This window comes from Streptomyces flaveolus (genome assembly GCF_000716535.1).
Lineage (GTDB): Bacteria > Actinomycetota > Actinomycetes > Streptomycetales > Streptomycetaceae > Streptomyces > Streptomyces flaveolus_A.
Window position 1 is genome coordinate 83,023 of sequence record NZ_JNWV01000021.1, and the last position, 23,544, is coordinate 106,566.

A 23,544-nucleotide genomic window follows, 5' to 3' on the forward strand; every position below is an offset into this window, starting at 1 on the left:
ATGAGATTTGGAGAAATTTTCGAATTTCGATTGCCTTAGCCGCGCGCACATCGCAGGGGTGGGCAGCGATCGAAATGCCCTTTCGCGGCTTGCTCTCTGTGGAGGCCGGGATGAGAGTTGTCGTTGATCTTTCCCGATGTGAAGGGTATGCGCAGTGCGCGTTCCTGGCTCCGGAGGTGTTCCGGATGCACGGTGAGGAAGCGCTGATGTACGACCCGAACCCCGACGACGCCCAGCACAGCCTGGTGCTCCGCGCCGCGGCGGCCTGCCCGCTCCAAGCGATTCTGGTCGACCGGCTGGAACGACGGAACGCCCCGGCGGAGGCGTCGCCGCCGTGACCGGTGCCGACGCTCTGCCAGCCTTCAAACGCGATGGCCGCATCGTGGTCGTCGGGGCGTCACTGGCGGGGTTGCGGGCCGCGGAGGCCCTGCGCGCCGAGGGTTTCACAGGGTCGTTGACCATGATCGGTGACGAGCTGGGCGAACCCTACGACCGGCCTCCCCTGTCCAAGCAGGTGATGACCGGGTGGGTGCCGGCCGGGGACACCGCGTTGCCCCGCCGTCGCGGCATCGACGCGGAGTGGCTGCTGGGCGTGCCCGCCAGCGGGCTGGACCTCGCGACGAACCACGTACGACTCGCCGACGGACGCGAGGTTCCCTTCGACCGGGTACTGATCGCCACCGGGGTACGGGCCCGGCCGTGGTTCGTCGAGTCCGAGGCGGCCATGGACAGGGTGTTCGTCGTGCGTACGCGTGAACATGCCGAGAGCCTGCAGCGAGCCCTCGCCGCAGGGCCTTCCCGCGTTCTGGTCATCGGGGCGGGATTCACCGGCTCCGAGATCGCCTCCGTCTGCCGAGAGCGGGAACTGCCGGTGACCGTCGCCGAACTCGCAGCGGCCCCGCTGGCCGGGGCACTGGGTGCCGTGATCGGTGAGGTCGCGGCGGACTTGCAGCGCACTCACGGCGTCGACCTGCGGTGCGGTGTCAACGTCACCCGGCTCGAGGGCGACGCGCAGGGGCGGTTCCGCCGTGCTCACTTCGACGACGGCAGCACGGTCGACGCCGATGTGGCGGTAGTGGCACTCGGGAGCATCCGCAACACCGAGTGGCTACGGGGGTCGGGGCTGGCGGCGGGCGTGTGGGGAATCACCTGCGACACGGGCTGCCGCGCCCTCGACATCAACGGCCGAGCCACCGACGACGTCTTCGCCGCCGGAGACGTGGCACGTTGCCCACACCCCCTCTACGAACACCGGCTCCTCTCCCTGGAGCACTGGGCCAACGCCGTGGAACAGGCCGAGGTCGCGGCCCACAACATGGTCAGCGCCCAGGCGGACCGCCGGCCGTATCTGTCGATCCCGCTGTTCTGGTCGATCCAGTTCGGCGTCAACATCAAGTCCGTCGGCGTGCCGACCTTCGCCGACGAGGTGGTCGTCACCCAGGGGTCCCTGGAGGACCACCGATTCGTCGCCGCATACGGCTATCGGGGCCGCGTCACGGCTGCCGTGAGCTTCGACGACGCCAAGTGGCTGCACCACTACCGACGGTTGATCGAGACGACCGCACCTTTCCCGCCACGCTGCCCCACGCCGGACCAGCCGACCGACGTGAAACCAGTACCCGTCGAGCTCCCCGGCCCCAGCCTGCTCGCTCAGGGCGCCACCGCGGTCGCCACCGGCCGGACCCGGGCGAGCACCGCGTCACGGCCGCGCACCGGCAGCCGTAGGAAGAGGGCGGGATGACCACGACCGATACACGAGGCACGCTGCGACGGATCTTCGACTACTCCGCCCGGGCCGACCCCTACCCGCTGTATGCCGAGCTGCGCGAGACGCCGGTGGCCCGGCAGGAGGACGGCAGCTACGTCATCAGCACCTATCGCGAGATCACAGACCTACTGCACGACCCGCACCTGAGCTCGGACATGCACAGTCTGTCGCGTCCGGTGCCCGCACTCGAGGAAGGCGTCACGACCGCGTTCATCAAGAGGGACCCGCCCGAGCACGACCGCCTGCGGCGTATGGCGATGCGCCACTTCGGCCCCCCGCACACCCCGGGGTTGGTGGCCGGCATGGAAAGCGACCTGACCGCCGTCGTCGGCAGCCTGATCGACGGTTTCGCGGGCAAGGAGCGGATCGACGTCGTCGACGATTTCGCCTGCCCGTTCCCCGTCACCGTGACCTGCCACTTGCTCGGCGTCCCACGCGAGGACGAACCGCGGTTCCACCTCTGGGTGAACGACATCATGGACGCGGTCGACTACGACCCCGAGACCGACCCCAAGGAGAAGCTGGACAAGGGCGTACAGGCCCGCAAGGACGTGCGCCGGCGCCTCGGCGAGCTGGTGGAACAGCGCCACGGCCGGCCGGGCGACGGCCTGCTCTCACGGCTGGCGAACGACGACGGGCCCGACGGCCGGATGACCGACGCCGAAATCGTCGCCACCGGCAAACTGCTTCTCATCGCCGGCCATGAGACCGTCGTCAACCTCATCGCCAACGGCATGCTGACGCTGCTGCGCCACCCGCAGGTGCTGCTGCGACTGCGCCACGAACCCGACCTCGTCGTGCCGCTGGTCGAGGAACTGCTGCGCTACGAGCCGCCCGTACACATCATTCCCTGGCGGGCGGCGTACAGCGACATCACCGTCGGGGACACCGTCATCCCCGAAGGTTCGCAGATCATGCTCATGTTGGCCGCAGGCAGCCGCGATCCGAAGCGCTTCCACGATCCCGACCGCTTCGACCCGGAACGGCGTGACAACCAGCACCTGGGGTTCGGCAGCGGCGTCCACTCGTGCTTCGGCGCCCCGCTGGCCCGGCGGGAAACCCAGATCGCGCTGACCGAGCTGGTACGCCGACTCGACCGCCCCAGGCTGGTCGCCGACCCGCCGCCGTACCGGCCCAGCCCCATTCTCCGGGGTCCTATCCATCTGGACGTCGAGCAAGGTGACGATTGACGCGGCGAGCCCAGTGGCGAGGCCGGTTACGGGGCTCATGAGGCGAGAGGTGCCGGTCGGCCGTGCTGCCGTCGGGCAGCTTCCGGGTGCGGGCCGGGGACCCCGACGTGGCAGCGGCGACCGGTGTGCCACTGCGGTGCGCGGCGCCGTCGCCGTCGGAGCCTGAGGCGGAGACCTGCCGCTCCGGGCCGGCGGAGCGGGCGGTACGGCGAGTGGTCATGATCCGAGTCCCCCACGGGGTGCCAAGAGGCGTGGTCCCGGCCGCACCTCGCGACGAATGGCGTCCGGCTACGCGCCGTTCATCGCTTTCTGTCCGCGTTCGGTGACGGCCGCGCCGCCGTCCGGGAAGTGGGCGCGCACGCGGTCCACCGCGTCCAGGTGTGCCTCGCGGACGACGTAGCGAGTGATCCCCCAGCGGCGCCGGTGCTCGTCCAGCGCGGCCGTGATCTCCCGTGCCGTGCCGACCCACGCGTAGGGCGAGGCGAGCACGTCGGCCGGGGAGCAGTTCAGCTGCCCGGCGATGCGGTGGGCCGCGGCCTCGGCGTCGTCGGTGACCTCCACCATCTGGACCAGCGCTTCGCGCGCCGGGGCGGTGGACCGGCCGGCGGCGCCCTGTTCGATCAGGTCGATCTGGCGGTCGATGTCCTCGGCGTTCCAGCGCGCCTCGTGCGTGTGGCCGTCGGGCAGGGTGCGGCCCAGCCCGCTCAGGCCCACGACGTCCGCGTGGGCCCCCGCCCAGCGCAGCAGCGCGGTGTTGCCGCCCCCGAAGGTGAACGGCACGTCGCCCCGGACCGGGCGCGGCCTGGTGAGCCGGGCCTGGCGGGCGCGCGCCTCGGGGCCGTCGAGGGTGACGGTCTCGCCCGCGAGGAGCGCGCGGCAGGCTTCGGCCACGGCCTGGAAGCGCCGGACGCGCCCCGCGACGTCCGGCCGCTGCCCGCCCAGCATCTCCCACTCGGCCGGGGTGTGGCCCGCGCCCAGGGCCAGGCGCGCGCGTCCGCCGGAGACGAGGTCCAGGGTCGCGACGTCCGACGCCAGCAGCAGCGGCTCGCGCACCCCCGCGTGGGAGACGTAGGAGCCCACGCCGAGGCGTTCGGTGACCGCCGCCGCGGCGGCCAGCGCGACGAAGGGGGAGGCGGCGGTGCCCGGGTGGTCGGCCGCGAGCAGCGCGTCGTACCCCCCTGCCTCCGCGCGCCGGGCCAGTGCGGTCCAGGAGGCGGCGTCTCGCGGTTGGGCCTGTACGGAAACGATCGGTGACTGCATGTCAGGAGGCTAGGGCGAGGCCCCGCCGGGCGGTGGGCTTTGCGCGTGTGGCGAAACCGTCCCGCCCGGCTCGGGCACGGCGTCAGCCCGCCGTCGCCGCGTCCTCGGAGAGCGGTGTCCGCGCCTCCGCGGGCGCGGCGAGGCCGCGCAGCGGGCGGTTCCGGACCACGTAGCAGATGAGCAGCACGTACAGACCGCCGAACAGCCCGAGGGTGGGGCGCAGGCCGATGTTCTGCGCGAGCCAGCCCGTGGCGAAGATGCCGACCGGCGCGGCGGCGAAGGCCATGGCCATCACCGCGCCCCAGACCCGGCCCAGCGCGTCCGGCGGGGTGGAGCGCTCCACCACGCCGGTGACGAGGGGGTTGACCGGTCCGCTGGCCAGTCCGATGGCGAAGGTGATCACCAGCATGATCCACAGCCCGGGTTCGGCGACCATGGCCAGCCGGGCGACGCAGATCAGCGCGAAGCAGCCCACGAAGGTCGCCCACCGGTTGGCCAGCAGCCTGCGGCTCGCCGGGGCGTAGGCGAACGATCCGACGACCGCGCCGATGCCGTTGGCCGCCAGCAGCAGCCCCACCGCCCGCTCGCCGCCCAGCAGTTCGCGGCTGTAGACCGGCAGCACCACCGGGGTCAGCGCGTCGTCCAGGAAGTTGGTGCACACCACCACGCTGATGATGGCCGCCAGTACCGGGGTGCGCAGGATGTAGCGCGCGCCCTCGGTGACCTCCCGCAGCAGGCCCGGACGGGCCCCGGCGGGCTCCGCCGCGGCGCCCGGTTCCGCCTCCTTGGACCGCGCGGCCGGCTCCCCGCCCGGCACCGCCATGATCAGCAGGGCCGACGCGAGGAACGTGCCCGCGTCCACGTAGAGCACGGTGGTCGGGCCGGTCAGGCCCGCCATCAACGCGGCGAGCGGCGGTCCGACCACGAACGCCACCCGCTGGGCCGAGGCGAACAGCGAGTTGGCGGTCTCCGAGCGCACCTGCCCGCGCGCGGTCACCCGGGGCAGCAGCGCCAGCCGGGCCGCGGCGCCCGGCGCGTCGGCGAGGGTGCGCAGGAACAGCAGCGCCATCAGTGCCGGCAGCGCCAGACCGACCGTGCCGTGCAGCAACGGCACCGCGGCCATGCACGCCCCGGCGGCCAGGTCGGCGACCACACTGGTGCGCTTGGGCCCGACCCGGTCGGCGATCACGCCCCCGGCGAGGCCGGCCACGATCATGGGCAGCGCGTTGGCGAACCCCGCCGCGCCCGCCTCGGTGGCGCTGGACGAGATCTGGAGCACGTAGAGCGGCACCGCGACCAAGGTCATGGTGTTGCCGATCCAGGACAGGTAGTTCGCCGTCACCAGCGCGGTGAGGGGGCGCCTGTCACGGGTGGTCGTCGATGTCATGCGGAGGGGCTCTTCTTCTCTCGGGTCAGTTCGGCGAGCATGCGGTTCACTTCGTGCAGGGACATGCCCGTCGTCGAGGGCGGCTGGGCGCCGTGCCGCCGGGTCAGCCGAGTGAACTCCTCGGCGGCGTCGGCCGCCACGGCCCGCACGGCCGCCCCGTCGACGGCGTCCGGGTCGAACTTCCAGGTGAACACCGCTTCCTCGCCGTCGGTTTCGAAGAGGACGGCGACGGCGTGGTAGCGCGTGGCGTCGTCGTTCCCCGAGGCCCCGATCTGCTCGCCGACGGTGAACAGCCGCCCGTTCTCCGCGCCCGCGAGCAGCGTTCCCAGGTAGTTGAAGGACAGCTCGGCCCGTCCCCAGCCGGCGGCCTCGCGGCGCAGCTCGGGATCGGCGGACCAGCGCAGCGCCAGATAGCCCTTGCCACCGTCCGGTACGGCGTCCAGGGCGCGGCCGACCTGCCGCAGGTGGCGGCCGGGGTCGTCGGCGAAGGGGAGGCGGAGCGGGTGGCTGGTGGCGTAGAAGCCCACGGCGCGGGCCGGGTCCCAGCCGTCCGCGAGCGGCAACTCCCGTCCGGGGGCGATGAGATCGAGGACGACGTCACGGCCGCCGAACCAGGGCCGGGTGGCCCGGGCGACCGCCGTCAGCGCCACGGCCGGCCGGTCCGCGGCGTCGGCGCCCGACGGTATCGCCGCACGCACCCGGTACGCCGTCTCGCCGCCGATCCGGTCCGGCCCGCCGGTGCGGCAGCCCAGGGCGGCGGCACCCGCCAACTGGTCTCGCCAGTACTCGCGTTGGTCGCGCACGTCGTGGTCGCGCCAGGCGGCCGCGTACGCCGACGGGTGCCGGGCCTCGGCGGCCGGCCTGGCGCCGTGGTAGGCCCGGTCGAGGTCGTCCACCAGGATCTGCCAGGACAGGCCGTCCACGACCAGGTGGTGTGCGGTCAGGACGATCCGGTCCGGCTCGCCGGGGATCAGGGAGGCCGCGAACAGCGGTCCCTCGCGCAGGTCGAAGGCGGCTCGGTGGGCGGCCGCCACCCGGGCCGGATCGGCGCCCGGCGCCTCGACGCGCCACAGCCGGCGGTCCGTGGCGTCCGCACGCCAGCCGGTGTCCGTGCGCCGGAACGCCGAGCACAGGCCGGGATGGGCGGCCGCCACCCGTTTGACGACCACGGCCAGCCACTCGGGGTCCAGCGGCCGGGCGGCGGTCAGCACCAGGCTGTGCGCCCACAGCTCCGGGTGCGGCAGGCCGCCCTCCAGCAGGTCCTCCTGCTCGGGGCTGACCGCCCCTTCCGCCGGCTCGGCACCGCCTCGGGTGGTGTCCGGCTCCGGCCGGACCAGGGCCAGTTGACCACGCATGGTGGGGGCGCGGAACAGCTGCCGGGCGGTGAGGGCGAACCCGGCCCGGCGCAGCGCGTGGGCCAGCCGGATCGCCGTCAGGGACGTACCGCCGCACTCGAAGAAGTTGTCGTCCGGGCCCGGCTCGGTGCCCAGCACCTCCCGCCAGACCTCCGCGATCCGGCGCAGCTCGCCGGGGTCCACCGGAGCGGGGGCCGCGGGCGCCGCCGTGGCGGCCCGCGCGGGGACGGGCGCGGGAGCCGCGGCACGGGCGCGCAACGGTTCGTCCGGCCGCTCCACGAAGACCCGCACCAGTTCCAGGAGACGCCCGACGAGCCGGTCGACGGTGGCGTCGGTGAACAGCTCGGTGCGGTACTCGAACCGCCCGTACATCCGGTCGCCCGCCCGCCACCAGCCGACCGTGATGTCCATCGGCGACACGCCGTCCTCGACCTCGACGCCGTGCACCTCGGCGTCGGGCACCCGGATCACGGTGTCGTCGAAGTCCAGCACGAGGTGCATGGTCTGCAACAGGGGGTACCGGTCGAGGCTCCGCTCGGGCGACACCGCGTCGACGATCTCGCTGAAGGGCACTTCACGGTGGTCGGCGACGGCGGCCGAGGCCTGCCGCACCGCGTGCAGGATCTGCGTGGGCGTAGGGCCGGCGGGCAGCCTGGCGCGCAGCGGGACGTTGGTCAGCAGGAAGCCGATCAGGTCGTGGGTCTCGGGCCGGCCGCGGGTCGCGCTCGGCAGGCCGACGACGATGTCACGCGATCCGGTCTCCTCGTGCAGCAGGCCCACGTAGACGGCCAGCAGCGCGTCGGACAGGGTCAGCCGCGAGGAGCGGCACATCGCCAGGAAGGCGGCGCTGAGCTCGTCGTCGAGCCGGAAGTAGTGGTGCTTGCCCTCGTGCCCGCGGCCCTCGGGAGGCGCGTCGTAGGGCAGCGGCAGATGCGCCGGCATGCCCTCCAGGTGGGAGCGCCAGAAGTCGCGGTGCGCCCGGCGGCGGGCACCGGTGAAGCACTGCCGCTGCCAGACGGCGAAGTCACCGTACTGCACGGGGAGTTCGGGCACCCGTGCGGGACGGTTCTCGCGGGCCGCGCGGTAGTGCTCCAGGAGTTCGCGGTTGAGGCGGACGAACGACCACTGGTCGGTCACCGAGTGGTGCATCGTCTCGATCACGTGGTACTCGTCGTCCGCGGCGCGCACCACGACCACCCGCAGCAGCCCGCCGGCGGCGAGGTCGAACGGCCGCCGCACCAGCGCGCGCACGGTCTCCGCGACGGCGTCCGGCTCGGCCCGCAGGTCGAAGAACTCGACCGGCGTCGCGAACTCCTCGCTCACCCGCAGCACCGGCAGGCCGTCGCGGACCTCCACCCGTGAGCGCAGCAGTTCGTGGCGGCGCACCAGCGCGGTGACGGCCGCCCGGAACGCCTCCTCGTCGAAGGCGCCCTTGAACCGGAGCCCGGTGCTGATGTTGTACGTGTGCCGGCCGGGATCGAGCTGGTCGAGGATCCAGATGCGCTCCTGGTCCAGGCCCAGCGGAGAGACGGAGCGGTCGCCGGGGCGCCGGGTGAGTTCCGGCTCGGCGGCCGGGCCCTCCTCCCCGTGCCGCAGTCGGCGCTGGAGGGCCGCCCGCTGCTCGGGCGTCAGCCGGGCCAGCCGGTCGGCGACGGTGCGCGGTCGGGTCACGGTCACTGGCTCCTGTCGGCGTCGGCGGTGGTGGGTCGGTCGGCCGGCAGCAGCTCGGCCAGCCGGGGCAGGCCCGCCAGCACGTCCCCGGCCGGCAGCCCGAAGTCGACGAGGCAGCCCACCTCGTCGGCGCCCGCCTCGGCGAGCCGGGCCAGCACCCGGGCGGCCTTGGCCGGCGTGCCCAGGAGCGAGGGTCCTGCCAGGTAGTCCTGGAAGGCGGCCTCCAGCAGGACGGGTTCGTCGCCGCCGCCGGTCTGCGCCCGGTAGGAGGACAGGTAGTCGTGCAGCGCGGGCCGCAGCCTGTCCTCCACGTCGGGCTCGTCACTGACGTGCGCGTGGGTCATCACCACGACGTCACCGCGCCCGGCGTGCCCGGCGTCCCGCCAGGCGGCCCGGTACCGGGCCACGTTCTCCCTCAGCTGGGGCAGGGTCTGGCCGAGCAGCGCGGTCATCACGCCGTACCCGGCGGTGCCCGCGGCCCGGAAGGTCTCCGGGTGCCCGGCCGCGGTGATCCACACCGGCAGTTCGGGCTGCACCGGGCGCGGCTGGGTGAGCACCCGTGCCGTCGTGCCCGCGGTGCCGGGGAAGGCCAGCTCCTCCCCCGCCCACAGCCGCCGCACCTGTTCGACGGTGCGCATCAGCGTCTTCTTGCGTTCGTCGTACGGTTCCCGGGCCAGCACGAAGTCGTCCGGGTGCCAGCCGCTCGCGAAGGAGACGCCCACGCGGCCGCCGGAGATGTTGTCCACCACCGCCCACTCCTCGGCGACGCGGACCGGATGGTGCAGCGGCGCGGCGACGCTGCCGGCGCGCAGCCGCAGCCGCCGGGTCACGGCCGCCACCGCGGCGGCGAGGACGGAGGGGTTGGGGTGCGAGCCGCCGAAGTCGACGAAGTGCCGCTCGGGGAACCACGCGGCGTGGAATCCCCGCTCGTCGGCGAACTCGCAGGCCCGCAGCACCATGGCGTAGTAGTCGGGGGCCGCGAGCGCGCGGGCCTGTGGGAAGAAGTACAGGCTGAGCCGGACCCGCGGCACCGCGTCCGGCGGCCCGTCGGCGGCCGGGGCCTGCCGGGCGCGTTCGCGCAGCCGCAGCCGCAGGGCCGCGCGCTGCTCGGGGGTCAGCTGTCCGAGTCGTTCGCCGATGTCGCTCACGCCTGTCCCTCCTCTTCCGCGCCCTGCCCCTCGATCTCGGCCAGCAGCTCCAGCAGTTCGGCGTCGTCGCGTTCGCCGAGGATCTCGTCCACCCGCGCCGCGAAGTCGCCGAACGTGGAGTGCTCGTACAGGTCCTGCAGGCGGACCTCGACCAGCAACTGGTCGTTGACGACGGAGATAAGCTGCGCCGCCTGGAGCGAAGTGCCGCCCAGTTCGAAGAAGTTGTCCTGCGGGCGGATCGCCGGGCCGCCGAACGACTCCTGCCACAGGGCGGCCAGCAGGGACCGCGTCCCGGCGCCGTCGGGCGCGTCACCGGCGCCCGGCTCCTCCTGCCCCGAGCGGGCCGGCACGGTCTCGGGGACACCCGGCACGGCCACCCCCGGCGAGGGCGCGCCGCCCGAGGCCGCGCCCTGCGCGGGCGTGCCGTCCGGACCGGCGGCCGGCCAGTGGCGGGTGTCGGCGAACGCGTAGCCGGGCACCCGGGCCGGGGCGGCCGGCGGGGCGACGAGGTCGTCGGTCGCGCAGCCCGCCGTCCAGGCGGCGCCGAGCGCGGCCAGGTGCACCGTCGCCTCGTCGCGCTTGCCGTCGCCGAGGAGTTCGGCGATGACGGGTCGGTGCTCCGCGCCCCGGGTGGCGCGCCGCAGCTGCGAGGCGAACGTCCGCCCCGGACCGGCCTCCAGCACCACGTGGGGTGCCGCGTCGAGCAGCACCCGCACCCCCTCGGCGAAGCGGACGGTGGTGCGCAGCTGACGGCCCCAGTAGGCCGGGTCGGTCGCCTGCGCCGCGTCCAGCGGCGCCCCGGTGACGTTGGACAGCACCAGTTCGCGCGGCGCGTGCAGCGAGAGGCCGCCCACCACCTCGGTGAACGCCTCGGCGGCCTCGGCCATGGACGGGGAGTGGAAGGCGTGCGCGGTGGCCAGCCGGCGCACCTTCACCCCCGCGGCGGCGCACCGGCGTTCCACCTCCGCCAGGTGCTCCGCCGCCCCGCCGAGGACCACGGTGTCGGGCGCGTTCACCGCGCAGACGTCCACGGGCAGGCCCGCCGCCAGCTCCCGCGCCGTGTTCTCCCCGGTCAGCACGGCGGCCATCGCACCGGCCGGTGCGCGGCTCATCAGCCGGCCGCGTTCGACCACCGCCCGCGCCCCGTCCGCCTCGGAGAACACGCCCGCCCAGGTGGCGGCGACCAGTTCCCCGACGCTGTGGCCGAGGAGGACCGACGGGGTGACGCCGTGCCGCCGCAGGCCGTGCAGCAGGGCGAGTTCCACGCTGAACAGCAGCGGCTGGACGACGTCGGTGCGCAGCCAGCGCGGATCGTCGTCCGGCCAGGTCCAGCAGCCCTCCAGGTCCGGTCCGCCGCACGCGCGGACGAGGGCCCGGGTGCCGGCCCAGTCCCGGGCGAACCCGTCGTCGGCCGCGAGCAGTCCGCGCCCGGTACCGGCCAGGGCCACTCCCTGGCCCGGCAGGAGCACGGCCACGGTCGGTTCGGGCACCGCCTTCGCCTGGGCCGACGCCGACTCCAGCGCGTCCGCCAGCGCGGCGCGCGCCGATGCCTCGTCCGCCGCCTCGATCGGGCAGGCCCAGCGGTACGGCAGCCGCCGCCGGCCGTGCCAGAGCGTGCCGAGGACGTCGTTCACCGGCCGGGTGCCCTCGCGCACCGCGGCGGCGAGCCGGGCCGCGGTGCGCTCCAGCGCGTCCGGGCTCGCGGCGGAGAGCACCGCGGGTCCGCGCCCGGGCGGGCCCGCGGGCGGCTCCGGCGGCCCTGCGGCGACGGCCGGTTCGGCGAGGACGACATGGGCGTTGGTGCCGCCCAGCCCGAAGGAGCTGACCGCCGCGTACCGGGTGCGCCCGCCGGGCCAGGGCATCGCCTCGCGCGGCAGGTGGAAGCGGTCCGCGCCCAGCGGCGCGTCGGGGCCGTCCCCGGGCTGTGCGGGGACCGGCGGGATCACCCCGTGCTGGACGGCGAGCACCGCCTTGATCAGACCGACCACGCCCGCCGCGGTGTCCGTGTGCCCGATGCCGGCCTTCACCGCGCCGAGCGCGCACGGCTCCGCCGCGTCGCCGTACGCCTGGGCCAGCGCCGCGAGTTCGACCTGGTCGCCGAGTTCGGTCGCGGTGCCGTGCGTCTCGATGAAGCCGATGTCCGCGGGTTTGCGCCCGGCCACCGCCAGCGCCTCCTCCAGCACCGCCGCCTGGCCCCGGGGGCTGGGCGCGACGAGGCTCATCCGGTCGGCGCCGTCGTTGTTGACCGCGCTGCCCAGCAGCACCGCCCGGGCACCGCGCCCGGCCTCCTCGGCCCGGCGCAGCACCACGACCCCGGCACCACTGGCGGGCACGGTGCCCCGGCTGCCCCGGGTGAAGGGCCGGCAGCGGCCGTCGGGGGAGAGCACGTCGCCCTCCTGGTAGGTGTAGCCCGCGCCCGGCGGCAGCTGGACGGTGACCCCGCCCGCGATCGCGAGGTCGCACTCGTAGGTGAGCAGGCTGCGCAGGGCCACGTGGACGGCGACCAGCGAGGTGGAGCAGGCGGTCTGCACGGTGAGGGCCGGGCCGGTGAGGCCCAGCCGGAACGCGAGGGAGGTCGCCAGGTAGTCCTTGTCGTTGCCGAGGGAGATCTGCTGGCGGCCCGCGGCCCGGACCAGCGTGGGGTCGGCGTCGACGTAGCGGTGCCGGTAGCCGCTGTCGCCGCAGCCCAAGAAGACTCCCACCCGGCCCGGGTCGCGCTCGGTGTCGACGCCGGCGTCCTCCAGCGCCTGCCAGGCGACCTCGGTGATGATCCGCTGCTGGGGGTCGGTCACCGCGGCCTGGGTCGGGCTCATGCCGAACAGCTCCGCGTCGAACCGGTCGACGCGGTCGATCCCGCCGACGCCCAGGGTGCCGTCGGGCAGCTCCCCCGGCAGGGCCACGTGCCCGCGGACCACGTCGGCCCAGAAGGTGTCCGGGTCGGCGGCTCCGGGCACTCGGACGGCCACTCCGATTACCGCCACCGCGTTCTCAGGTGCGTGCATCTGCGTCCGCCTCGATTCCTGGTGCCTGGAGGGTCGATGAGGGCCGCCGGCCGGCGCGCCAGCCGCTGAGGGCGCGGGAGCGGTCGCGGCCCCTGGCCGCGCCGCGCGCCGCGGGTCCGTCGGCCGCGGCGGCACCGTCGAGGTGTGCCGCGAGGGCGCGCACGGTGGTGTGGCGGAACAACTCGGCCGCCGTGAGCCGGGGATGGGCGGTGCGCAGCGCCGCCAGCACCCGCAGCACTCCGTGCGAGGTCCCGCCGAGCTCGAAGAAGGTCGCGTCGTGGTCCTGGACGGGACGGCCGAGGACGGTCTCCCACACCTGGCACAGGCGCGCCGCGGTGGACCCGTCCGCCGGGGGCGGCCCGGCGGGCGCGGCCGGCCGCCGGTCGGCCGCCCAGCGCGCCAGGGTGTCGCGGTCGAGTTTGCCGTTGGGCAGCTGCGGCAGCGCGGGGACGCGCAGCCATGCGCCGGGGACCGCGGCCGCGGGGAGCCAGGCCTCGGCGTGGGCGCGGAGCTCCCGCAGCGGGTCGGGGGCCGCCGGGCCGGGCGGTCCGTCCGCCGCGACGCCGTCCGGCAGGAACGCCACCAGGTGGGTGGAGTCGGCGTTCGGGGCCACGGCGACCTCCGGCGCGCCGCCCGCGCGCAGGGTGGCCTCCACCTCCTCCACCTCGATCCGCTGGCCGAGGATCTTGCACTGTCCGTCCCGGCGGCCGAGGAACCGCAGCCCCTCCGGGCCGTCGAGGACGACCAGGTCCCCGGTGTCGTAGCCGCGTCCACGGTCCCCGCCGAGCGCCACGAACCGTTCGGCGGTCAGCTCCGGGCGGCACCAGTACCCTTCGGCGACGCCCAGGCCGCCGATGACCAGCCGGCCGGGGCAGCCGGGGGGCAGCCGCCGGCCCAGCCCGTCCAGCACATGGCAGGACTCGCCCGGCAGCGGCAGCCCGATCCGGACGGCGGCGCCCCGGGCGACCCGCCAGGTGGTGGACCACACGGTGGTCTCCGTGGGGCCGTAGCAGTTGACGACCGGCCCCGGGACGGTCGCCGCCAGCTCCTCCGCCAGGTCGGGGGCGAGGGGCTCGCCGCCCACCAGCAGGGCGCCCAGCCGGCCCAGCAGGGCGCGGCCCGCCGGGTCGGCGAGCAGCAGCCGGGCGATGGTGGGCGTGCACTGGTACAGCGCCCCGGCCGGCACGTCCTGCTCGGCCGCCTGCCGGTGCCCGGTCACCAGGACGGTGCGGCCCCGGGTGAGCGGCCACAGCAGTTCCAGGACGCTGATGTCGAAGGACAGGCTGGTGCCCGCGACGGTCAACGGCGCCCCGGGCAGGGCCCGGTCGCACGCGTCGAAGAGCGCGGTCAACCGGGCGTGTCCCACCACGACGCCCTTGGGCCGGCCGGTCGAGCCGGACGTGTGCAGGATGTACGCGCGCCCGTCCGGGTCCGCCGGCGCCGCATCGCCGCCCTCGCCGTCCACCGGTACGGCGGCCCCGGCGTCGGCCATGTCCAGGGGCAGGACGCCGGGCGCGTCCCGCAGCGCCCCCGGCAGGGCCCGGTCGCCCAGGACGACGGCCGGGGCGGTGTCCGCCACGATGAACCGCAGCCGGTCGGCCGGGTACTCGGGATCCAGTGGCACGTACACCGCGCCCGCCCGCCAGACGGCGAGCACGGCCACCACCAGGTCCGTGCCCCGCGGCAGGCAGATGCCCACCCGGTCCCCGGGCCGCACCCCCCGCCCGGTGAGTGCGCGGGCCACCGCGCGCGACCGCCGCTCCAGGGCGGCGTAGGAGAGCGTGCGGACCCCGTCGGTGACGGCGGTGGCCTCCGGGGTCGTACGGGCGTGCCGCAGGACGAGTTCGTGCACGGGCCGCGGGTCGGGGTCCAGCGGGGCGCCCTCCAGGACGGCCAGTTCGGCCTCCTCCGTCTCGCCGAGGAGGTCGACGGCGGCGAGCGGGCGCACCGGGTCGTCGGTGAGCCGCTCCAGGAGACGGGCCACGTGGTCCACGGTGTTGCGGGCCCGCTCCGGCGGCAACGCGCCCTCGCGGTGGACGAGTTCCAGCCGCATCCCGCCGCCGGGCAGATGGCGCAGGGCCAGGCAGCAGTCGTACTCCGCCTCCCCGGTGTCCGTCTCGCCGATCGTCCAGCGCAGCCCGCCCGCCTCGACCGCCGGCACCGGGACGGTCTCGGTGCACAGGATCTGGGCGAGCGGCTTGCGGCCGGGCTCCCGTACGGCGCGTACGCCGGACAGGATCTCCTCGAAGGGCAGTTCGGCGTGGTCGAGCGCGTCGAACAGGGCGTCCACGGCCCGGTCCACCACCGTCGAGGTGTCCGCCCCGGCCAGGTCGACGCGGACCGGGACGGTGTTCTGGAGACAGTCGATGCGGCGGTCGCCGCCGTCCCCCCGGCCGCTCACCGGGACCGCGAGGACGACGTCGTCCCGGTCCAGGTACCAGGCCGTCACCGCGGCCACCGCGCCGAGGAAGTGGGCGAACGGACTGGCGCCGGTGGTCCGCGCGCGGTGCCGCAGCCGGTCGCGGAGCGCGGCCGGCAGGTCCCGGACGACGGTCCGCTTGCGCCGGCCGGCCGCGGACCGCGTCCAGGGCAGTTCGGTCCGCTGCGGGCAGCCCTCCAGGTACCGCCGCCAGAAGGCGCGCAGTCGCTCCTCGTCCGCCCGTGGCGCCGGCTCGTCGTCGTCCCGGTCGTCGGCGGCCGGTCCGGTCGTGGCGGGGTCGGCGTAGGCGCCGGTGAGCGCCGACAGCAGCAGGGCCGTGGAATCGTCGTCGAAGACCGCGTGGTGCACGGCGATCAGACAGTGGGTGTGCCGCGGGCCGACCAGCGCCCTGATCCGGCACAACGGGCCCCCGCCGTGTTCGAACGGCGCCGCCAGCTCCGCGGACTGGGCCGCCACCAGCGCGTCCGGGTCCGCGGTCGCCTGGACGACCATGTCCACTGCGTCGGGGTCGTGCACCCGCCGGCGCAGCCCCTCGGGGTCGAGGTGCAGCGAGGTGCGCAGCGCCGGATGGGCCGTGACCACCGCGCGCAGCGCGTCCCGGAGCCGCCCGGGATCGGCCGTCCCCTCCGCGGTGATCCGCTTGACGAGGGTGCGGGCGGCGCCGCCGTCCTGCTGGTCCAGCAGGTAGAACCGCAGCTGTCCGGGGGTGGCCGGGCGGGTGTCGGGGCGGCTCATCCGGCGTTCTCCGGACGTGCGCCGGCCCTGACGCGCAGCAGTGCCGTCATGGCCGCCGGGGTGGCATGGCGGATGACTTCCTTCAGGGCCAGTTCCGGCAGTCCGGCGCCGCGCAGCGCCGTCTTGAGCCGCAGCGCGAGCAGGGAGGTGCCGCCGAGGTCGAAGAAGTTGTCGTCCGGGGCGACGGGCACGTCCAGCACGTCGCGCCAGACCCCGACCACCCGGTCGAGGACGTCACCGGCCGCGTCCGGGGAGCCGGCCGGGCCGGCCGGGGCGTCCGCGTCCGGCTCGGGGGCGGGCAGCAGCGCGGTGTCGAGTTTGCCGTTGGCGGTGACCGGAAGGGTCGTGAGCGCGGTGACGGTCTGCGGGACCATGTACTCGGGCAGCCGGGCCCCCGCCCGCCGGAGCAGCCCGTCGGTGGAGCCCCCGGCCGTGAGCACCACGTAGGCGTCGAGACGTGCCTCGGCGGTGCCGGCGCCGTGCACGACGACCGCCGCGGACGTGACCGACGGGTCCCGCAGCAGGACGTCGCGGACCTCGCCGAGTTCGATGCGGAAGCCGCGCACCTTCACCTGGTCGTCCAGCCGTCCCAGGTGTTCCAGCTTCCCGCTGGGCAGCAGCCGGCCCTGGTCGCCGCTGCGGTAGAGCCGTCCTCCCGGCACCCGCGGGTGGCGGTCGGTGGTGAAGCGTTCGGCCGTCAGCTCGGGACGGTCGAGATAGCCGAGCGCCACCCCCGCACCGCCCACGTGGAGTTCTCCCGCGACGCCGGGCGCCACCGGACGGCCGCGCGCGTCCAGGACGTATATCTCCCAGCCGGGCAGCGGACGGCCGACGACCCGGCTGCCGGTACGGGCGTCCTCGGGGGTGACCGTGTGGGTGGTGCTGTGCACGGTCGTCTCGGTGATGCCGTACATGTTCTCCACGCGGACCCGGGGATAACGCTCGAACCAGGGCGACAGGGTGCGCGTGTCCAGCGGTTCGCCACCGAAGACCACCAGGCGCACCGACAGGCGGCCCCGCGCCAGCCGGTCGGTGGCGAGCAGGAGCCCGAACGCGGTCGGCGTCTGGCTGAGGACGGTCACCTCCTCGTCCTCCAGCAATTGGTGGAACTCCTCCGGGTTGCGCGAGACCGCCCGGGGCACGATCACCAGCCGGCCGCCGGTGAGCAGGCAGACCCAGATCTCCCAGGCGGAGAAGTCGAAGGCGAACGAGTGGAACAGCGACCACACGTCGTCCGGGCCGAGGCCGAAGTCGTCGCGCGTGGCGTTCAGCAGCGAGGTGACGTTGCGGTGTGTCACCAGCACGCCCTTGGGCCGGCCGGTGGACCCGGAGGTGTGGATGGCGTAGCAGGGCAGATCCGGGTCGACGGCGGGCAGCGGCCGGGCCGGGTCCCGCGGCCGGGTGTGCACCGGCAGCCAGTCGATGTGTTCCGGCAGGTCCGCCGGGCGGGAGTCCGCGTCGCCGACCACGACCCGCACGTCCGCGTCGCCGATCACGAGGGCCAGCCGCGCCTCGGGGTAGGAGGGGTCCAGCGGTACGTACGCCGCTCCGGTCTTCAGCACGCCCAGCAGGGCGACGATCAGGTCGCAGGAGCGTTCCATGCGCACGCCCACCCGGTCCCCGGGCCGCACCCCGGCCTCGGCCAGCGCGCGGGCCACCGTGCCGGAGCGCTCCTCGACCTCGGCGTAGCGCAGCGCGGTCCGCCCGTCGTTGACGGCGATGCGGTCGGGCGACAGCCCGGCGCGCCGGGTGAACAGCGCGGGCACGGACAGTTCCTCGGGCGCGAGACGGGCGCCGCGCCCGGCGTCCAGGACCCGCCGGCGGTCGGCGTCGTCGAGGACGGTCACCGAGGCCAGGCGCGCGTCGGGCCGTTCTGCGAACTCGCGCAGTACGGCGACGAGCTGGCGCGTGAACAGCGCCGCCTGGTCGGGCGAGAACCGCCGGTGGCGGAACTGGAGCAGCCCCCGCGCGGCGCCGTCGGCCGCCAGGTCGACGTATACGAGCAGGGGGAACTTCGCGGCGCCCGCGAAGGGGTGGGGCAGCGGCCGCGCGGTGAGTCCCGGCAGACGCAGGGGCGGCGGGTTCCACAGGGGGGCGACCGCGGCGGTCAGTGGACCGGGGCCCGACTGGTGGCCGGTGGGCAGCACGTCGAAGAGCGGCAGGTCCGCGTCCCGGTAGGCGGTGAGGCACTGGCGGTGGCAGGTGCGCAGGAAATCGGCCACGGTGCCGTCCTCCGCGAGGCGCACCGGAACGGGGACGGTGTTGCTGAAGTAGCCGATGGTGTGCCGCTGCGCTGCCGGCCGGCGGGTGACGAAGCTGCCGATCAGTGAGGCGTCCGTGCCGCCGTTGCGCGCGAGTACCAGCCCCGCCGCGGCGGTCAGCGCCGAGTGGCGGGAGATGCCCAGGCCGCGGGCGGTGCCGGCCAGTTTCCGCCATACGTCGTCCGGGACGGTGAACGGCAGCTGGCCGCCGTCGGCGTCGGCCGCGTCGCCGTCGCCGCACCCCCAGCCCGGTCCGGAGCCGAGCGGGAGGGCGGACAGTTCGGCGCGGCGGGCGGCCGCCCGGCCGGCTTCGCGCCGGGCGGCCCCGGCCGCGGCCGTCGCCCAGCCCGGATAGTCGCCCGGGGACCGTGTGGTGTCGCCCGTGAGCACCTCGGCGACGGCCGTCTCCATCGCCTGGTCGTCGACGACGAGGTGACTGGCCGTCAGCACCAGATCGGCGCTGCCGTCCTGGCGGCGCAGCAGCGCCCCGCGCATCAGCGGTCCGTTCCGGGTGTCGATCGGGCGCAGGCACTCCGCCAGGCGCAGGGCCGCGCCGTCGTCGTCCGCCGCGGACGGCGGGAGGGTCTCGTCCCGCCATTCCGGGGCGGTGTCCGACCGGGCCATGCCGAGGGCCGGGCCGTCGTCGACGAGGCGGGAGGACAAGGCCGGATGCCTGCGGACGAGGGCGCGGAACCGCTCCGCGAGCAGCTCGCCGTCGAACGTGCCGGTGAGGCGGTAGGCGGCGACCACCGTGTGCAGGCCCGGCCGTTCGGCCAGGGCGTCGGCGAGGTGGACGCCGACCTGGTTGGGTGCGAGCGGCCAGTCGGCCCCGGCCGGACGGGCGGCGCCCGCCGGGTCGCCGCCGTCGATCGCGCCGTCGTCCGGGCCCGGCCCCGCGAGCCCGCCACTGCGGTCGGTCACGGCTTGCCTCCAATCGGTGCGGGTCCTGCTGGTGAGGGGCTGGGCCGCGGCGCGGGCGGCGGCGCGGACCGCCGGCCGGTCGCCCGGGGCCGGCCGGTACGGCTGTGTGCGCCGTCCCGCGCGTGCGGCCCCGCGCCGACCGGCTCACTCATAGTCGATCCAGTCCGTGGCCTCGATCGCGGCCACGGTCTCGGCGAGCGCCGCCGGATCGGGAGCGGACCCGCTGAGCGCGGCCACGTTGCCGGCCGCGCCGATCCGCCAGTCGACGGGCGCGCCCGGTTCGACCAGCGGCACCACCCGGTCCACGTACGGCAGCCGGCGCAGCCCGGTCAGGTCGCGTATCGCCTTGACGCGGGTGGCGCCCACGGGCGGCACGATCAGATAGTGGAAGACGGCGGGGCCGCGCCCCACCGGGTCGGGGGTGGTGTACGGGCGTCCCAGCGCCGCCTTGACGGCGATGTCGGCCGGCACGCTGCTGCCCGCGCGCACGCCGAGGTCGTCCACCCAGGCGCCCAGGCGGCCGTTGACCTCGATGACCCGCGGGCCGTCGGGGGTCAGCTTGATCTCGACGTCGGCCACCCCGTGCACACCGAGGGCGCCGACCGCCCGGCACGCCAGGTCGGCCACCTCCCGGACCAGGTCGTCCGGCACCACCGACTGCCCGCCGTAGGCGCCGCGTTCCCGGAAGGGCTCGGCGAGCGCGAACTTGCTGCTGACGAAGACCGGGCGCACGTCGTCGCCGCGGGCGACGCAGTCCACCGCCATGTAGTCGCCCCAGGGGGCCTCGACCGGCATGCCGACCAGCAACTCCTCCAGGACGACCGCGGTTTCGGCCGGCCCGCCGATGCCGCCGAGCGCCGCCGCGACCACCGCGCGGCACTCGTCCGCCGTGGCGACGGCCGTGGTGTTGCGGCTCGACGCGCCGACGACCGGTTTGACGATCGCGGGCAGTCCCACCCGCGCGATGGCCGCGTCCACCTGGTCGGTGGCGGTCACCGTGCAGAACCGGACGGTGTCCAGGCCCACTTCGGCGAACCGCTCGCGCTGGCGGTCTTTGTTGGTGACCGCCTCCCGCAGGGCGGGGGCGTGATAGGGCAGACCGAGCGCGGCGGCCAGCCGGACCGTGTCGGCGATACGGAATTCGCTGAACGTGATGATTCCGGCGGGGTTCAGCCCGCGTACTTCGTCGACGACCGACGCTTCGGTGCGGCCCGCCGTGTTCACCACCCGGCCCAGTCTGCCGAGGACCGGGATCATCTGCTGCGCGTGTGCCGAGTCCGCGGCCACGAATGCGACTTCGCAGCCATTGCCGCGGGCGACCTGGGAAAGACGGAGCGGGGCGAGGCTTCCGACGTCGTAGACGGCGAGGAGTACCGGTGAATCGCTCAAGTGGGGTGGTCCTTCCCAAGTGATCGACGGTTCTCTCGCCGGGCCGCAGCGGGGCTCACGTGGCGAGAAAGGCGTCTGTGTACATGAGAGGCGGCGAGAAGCATAGCCACTGACCAGGGCCCCGGCAATCATCGATTTCCGGCCATCGCTTTCCGGGTGATTTCGCCGGTAATTGCGGAGTGAGCTGCGTCACATTCACCGACGAAAGGTTTCACCACATGAGGCGCCGACCAATTTCATAGCGTTGGCAGCCCAATCCCGTCCGTTGGTCCGCGTCGGTCTCGGAATCGTCGTGCGTTTGATGAGGTGAGGAGCCAGATGAACCAGACCCCCGGTACGGAAAACGGTGCGGACCGTATTCCGGTGTTGTGGGCAGAAGTCCTCGGAGTGGGTTCCGACCCGAATCTGGGTTTTCTGGAGAACGGTGGGGATTCTTTCCGGGCCCTCACTCTCTCCACCAAGATCCACGAGGAGACGGGCGTCGAGATAGATTTCCTCGACATCCTGGAAAGCGAGAACGTCCACGCGCTGCGCGACCTTGTGCGCTCCGCGGCCGACTCGTCCTGACGCAGCGGACGGAGGGCCCCGGACATCAGAATCCGCGATCGGAGGAAACACGTGTCCGCTCCGCGTGTCGCGGAAGAGACGCCCTTCCCTGAACCGGCCACTCCCCGGCCCCTGCCGATGATGTGCGTCCCCTACGCGGGGGCGGGCGCCGGCGTGTACCGGCGGTGGCGGCCGGAACCCGGTGCCGACCTCGACGTGGTGCCGATTCAACTCCCCGGACGCGAGGAGGAGTTCACGGCGCCGTTCCACCGTACGCTCCGGGCGGCCGCAGAGGACGTCGCCGGCCGGGTCGCCGGGCACGCCGACGGGGCCCCCTACGTCCTCTTCGGCCACAGCCTCGGCGCCCTCCTCGCCTACGAGGCGACCCGCCACCTGCTGGAGACCGGCGGTCCCCCGCCCCGGCACCTGGTGGTCAGCGGCTCGGTCAGCCCCCGGCGCCGCCGCCCCGAGAAACTGTCCGACGATCCGGCGCTGGCCGTCGCCCAGTTGCGCGAGCTGACCGGGCAGCCGGAAGCCTTCGCCGACCCCGAGATCCGCGACCTCCTGCTGCCCGCCCTGCGCGCCGACATCGCGATGTCCGAGGGCTACCGCCCGCAGCCGCACCGTCCGCTGCCGGTCCCGCTCACGGCCCTTCGCGGCACCGCCGACGCCTCCGTCCCGGCCCCCGACTGGCGGGACTGGGCGGCCTACACCTCGGCGGGCTTCCAGGCCGTCGAGTTCCCCGGCGGCCACATGTACCTCACCGAGTCCTGGCCCGCCGTGCTGCGCGCCGTCGCGGAGCTGGTGTGACGACCCCCGGTACGCAACGAAAGGAGCCGCCCGTGGCAGCGGCCGCCCCCGCGACCCTGCATGAGCTGTTCGCCCGTTCCGCCGCACGCCATCCGGACCGCACCGCGCTGGAAGTGGACGGCCGGACGTTCAGCTACGCGGAACTGGACCGCCTGTCGGACCGGCTGGCCGGACTGATCCTGCGCCGGGCCGGCCGCCGCCCCGCACGGGTGGGGCTGCTGGCCGCCCGCAGCCTCACGGCCTACGCGGGCTATCTGGCCGCGTTGCGGCTGGGCGCGGCGGCGGTGCCGATCAACCCCGCGCACCCGCCCGCCCGGCAGCTGGCCGTCGTCAAGGACGGCGCCCTCGACCTCGTCGTCGGCGCGCCCTCGCGCACGCGGGACGGCACCCGGGCGCGGCCCGACCTCGGCGTGCCCTCGCTGCTCGTCGACGAGGCGTCGCTGACGGAACCGGCCGACGGCACCGGCGCGGCGGAGGGCGACGACGGCGGGGACCGGCCGGGCGGAACGGCCGCCGCCCCGCCACGGCCGGACGACATCGCCTACATCCTGTACACCTCGGGCTCCACCGGTGCGCCGCGCGGTGTGCCCGTCCGGCACGCGAACATCGTGCCGTTCATCGACTGGGCCGTCGACGCCTGCGGTCTCGGCCCGCAGGACCGCACCTCCCAGAACGTCGAGTTCTCCTTCGACGTGGCCGTCTATGAGATGTTCGTGACCTGGGCGGCCGGCGGCGCGCTGGTCGTGCCACGCGCCAACGACGTGCTGCGGCCCTCCCGGTTCGTGGGCGAGCACCGGATCACGCACTGGTTCTGCGTGCCGTCCCTCGGCAGCCTCGCCGAACGCACCGGCGCGCTCGCCCCCGGCTCGATGCCCACCCTGACCAAGGTCATGCTGGGCGGCGAACGCCTCACCGCCGAACAGGCGCGGCAGTGGGCCGAGGCCGCGCCCAACGCCGTACTGCACAACATGTACGGGCCGACCGAGATGAGCGTCGTCTGCGTGCACAAGGACCTCGGCGGCTTCGGCCGGCTCGTGCCCGCCGGCTCCAACGGGACGATGCCCATCGGCGAGGTGCTGCCGCACCTGGAGAGCGTCGTGCTCGGGGAGGACGGACAGCCCGCCACGACCGGCGAGTTGTGTCTGCGCGGGCCCCAGCGGTTCGCCGGCTACCTCGACCCGGCCCACAACGAGGGGCGGTTCCTGCGCCGCCGGCCCGGGGCGGCCGCGCTCGCCCTGCCGGCGGGGGAGGCACCCCGCGACACGGACTGGTACCGCACCGGCGACCTGGTCCGCGCGGAGGGCGAGGGACTGGTCTTCCTCGGCAGGCTGGACGACCAGGTGAAGGTGCGCGGACACCGCATCGAAGTGGGCGAGGTGGAGGCGCAGTTGGCGCGCCACCCCGCGGTCCGGGAGGCCGTCGTGGTCGCCCACCACGCCGGGCCGGAGGCGACGCTGGTCGCCCACTACACGGGTACCGTCACCCCGCCCGCCGAACTCACCGGCTTCCTGCGCGAACGGCTCCCGCGCTACATGCTGCCGAGCCGCTTCCTGCACCGGGAGTCGTTCCCGCTGAACACCAACGGCAAGATCGACCGTCGCTCGCTGCCGGCCCCCGACCTCGGACAGACACCGCACTGAGCCGCGCGCCCGGCCGGGGTG

At 74.8% G+C, this 23,544-nt stretch carries 14 protein-coding genes; 6 read left to right on the plus strand and 8 right to left on the minus strand.

The window, feature by feature from the left end; translation table 11 throughout:
- Positions 1 to 110 precede the first annotated feature (110 nt).
- The 3 genes from OO52_RS23600 to OO52_RS23610 are packed head-to-tail and all read left to right on the plus strand — an operon-like array spanning position 111 to position 2,958.
- Complete coding sequence (locus tag OO52_RS23600) at positions 111 to 338, plus strand: ferredoxin (RefSeq protein WP_037629372.1); 228 nt, start codon at positions 111 to 113, stop codon at positions 336 to 338.
- On the plus strand, positions 335 to 1,741 hold the full coding sequence (locus OO52_RS23605) for an NAD(P)/FAD-dependent oxidoreductase (protein WP_051818538.1): 1,407 nt from the start codon (positions 335 to 337) through the stop codon (positions 1,739 to 1,741). Before OO52_RS23600 ends, OO52_RS23605 begins: the two co-directional genes overlap by 4 nt.
- Positions 1,738 to 2,958 (plus strand): cytochrome P450, encoded by a 1,221-nt coding sequence (locus OO52_RS23610; protein WP_030646364.1) that lies wholly within the window; start codon positions 1,738 to 1,740, stop codon positions 2,956 to 2,958. The genes OO52_RS23605 and OO52_RS23610 overlap by 4 nt, the downstream gene beginning before the upstream one ends.
- A gap of 288 nt (positions 2,959 to 3,246) precedes the next feature.
- Here the strand turns inward: OO52_RS23610 and OO52_RS23615 are convergent, their stop codons facing one another.
- From OO52_RS23615 to OO52_RS46120, 8 genes are all read right to left on the minus strand, one after another.
- Positions 3,247 to 4,218 carry an LLM class flavin-dependent oxidoreductase gene (locus OO52_RS23615; RefSeq protein WP_051818536.1) on the minus strand — a complete coding sequence of 324 codons (972 nt, stop codon included), beginning with the start codon at positions 4,216 to 4,218 and terminating at the stop codon, positions 3,247 to 3,249.
- An 82-nt stretch (positions 4,219 to 4,300) separates the two neighbouring features.
- A complete protein-coding gene (locus OO52_RS23620; RefSeq protein ID WP_051818534.1) occupies positions 4,301 to 5,605 on the minus strand; it encodes an MFS transporter in 1,305 nt (434 codons plus the stop codon).
- Positions 5,602 to 8,631, minus strand: a complete 3,030-nt coding sequence (locus tag OO52_RS23625; protein WP_158712547.1) for a condensation domain-containing protein — start codon at positions 8,629 to 8,631, stop codon at positions 5,602 to 5,604. Before OO52_RS23625 ends, OO52_RS23620 begins: the two co-directional genes overlap by 4 nt.
- A 2-nt stretch (positions 8,632 to 8,633) precedes the next feature.
- On the minus strand, positions 8,634 to 9,779 hold the full coding sequence (locus OO52_RS23630) for a MupA/Atu3671 family FMN-dependent luciferase-like monooxygenase (RefSeq protein WP_051818532.1): 1,146 nt from the start codon (positions 9,777 to 9,779) through the stop codon (positions 8,634 to 8,636).
- Entirely contained in the window at positions 9,776 to 12,781 is a 3,006-nt protein-coding gene (locus OO52_RS23635) for a type I polyketide synthase (protein WP_037629344.1), read from the minus strand. Before OO52_RS23635 ends, OO52_RS23630 begins: the two co-directional genes overlap by 4 nt.
- Positions 12,768 to 15,956: a non-ribosomal peptide synthetase gene (locus OO52_RS23640; protein ID WP_030646352.1), complete on the minus strand. Its 3,189-nt coding sequence runs from the start codon at positions 15,954 to 15,956 to the stop codon at positions 12,768 to 12,770. Before OO52_RS23640 ends, OO52_RS23635 begins: the two co-directional genes overlap by 14 nt.
- Positions 15,953 to 19,138, minus strand: coding sequence for a non-ribosomal peptide synthetase (locus tag OO52_RS23645; protein ID WP_051818528.1), 3,186 nt, complete (start codon positions 19,136 to 19,138; stop codon positions 15,953 to 15,955). Before OO52_RS23645 ends, OO52_RS23640 begins: the two co-directional genes overlap by 4 nt.
- A 144-nt stretch (positions 19,139 to 19,282) precedes the next feature.
- Positions 19,283 to 20,527 carry an ATP-grasp domain-containing protein gene (locus OO52_RS46120; RefSeq protein WP_051818526.1) on the minus strand — a complete coding sequence of 415 codons (1,245 nt, stop codon included), beginning with the start codon at positions 20,525 to 20,527 and terminating at the stop codon, positions 19,283 to 19,285.
- A gap of 318 nt (positions 20,528 to 20,845) precedes the next feature.
- Between OO52_RS46120 and OO52_RS23655 the strand changes: the two genes are divergently transcribed.
- The 3 genes from OO52_RS23655 to OO52_RS23665 are packed head-to-tail and all read left to right on the plus strand — an operon-like array spanning position 20,846 to position 23,523.
- Positions 20,846 to 21,094, plus strand: a complete 249-nt coding sequence (locus OO52_RS23655; protein WP_030646346.1) for a phosphopantetheine-binding protein — start codon at positions 20,846 to 20,848, stop codon at positions 21,092 to 21,094.
- Positions 21,095 to 21,145: 51 nt separating this feature from the next.
- Entirely contained in the window at positions 21,146 to 21,883 is a 738-nt protein-coding gene (locus tag OO52_RS23660; RefSeq protein WP_234339716.1) for a thioesterase II family protein, read from the plus strand.
- Between the two features lie 32 nt (positions 21,884 to 21,915).
- Positions 21,916 to 23,523, plus strand: coding sequence for an amino acid adenylation domain-containing protein (locus OO52_RS23665; RefSeq protein ID WP_030646343.1), 1,608 nt, complete (start codon positions 21,916 to 21,918; stop codon positions 23,521 to 23,523).
- Positions 23,524 to 23,544 lie beyond the last annotated feature (21 nt).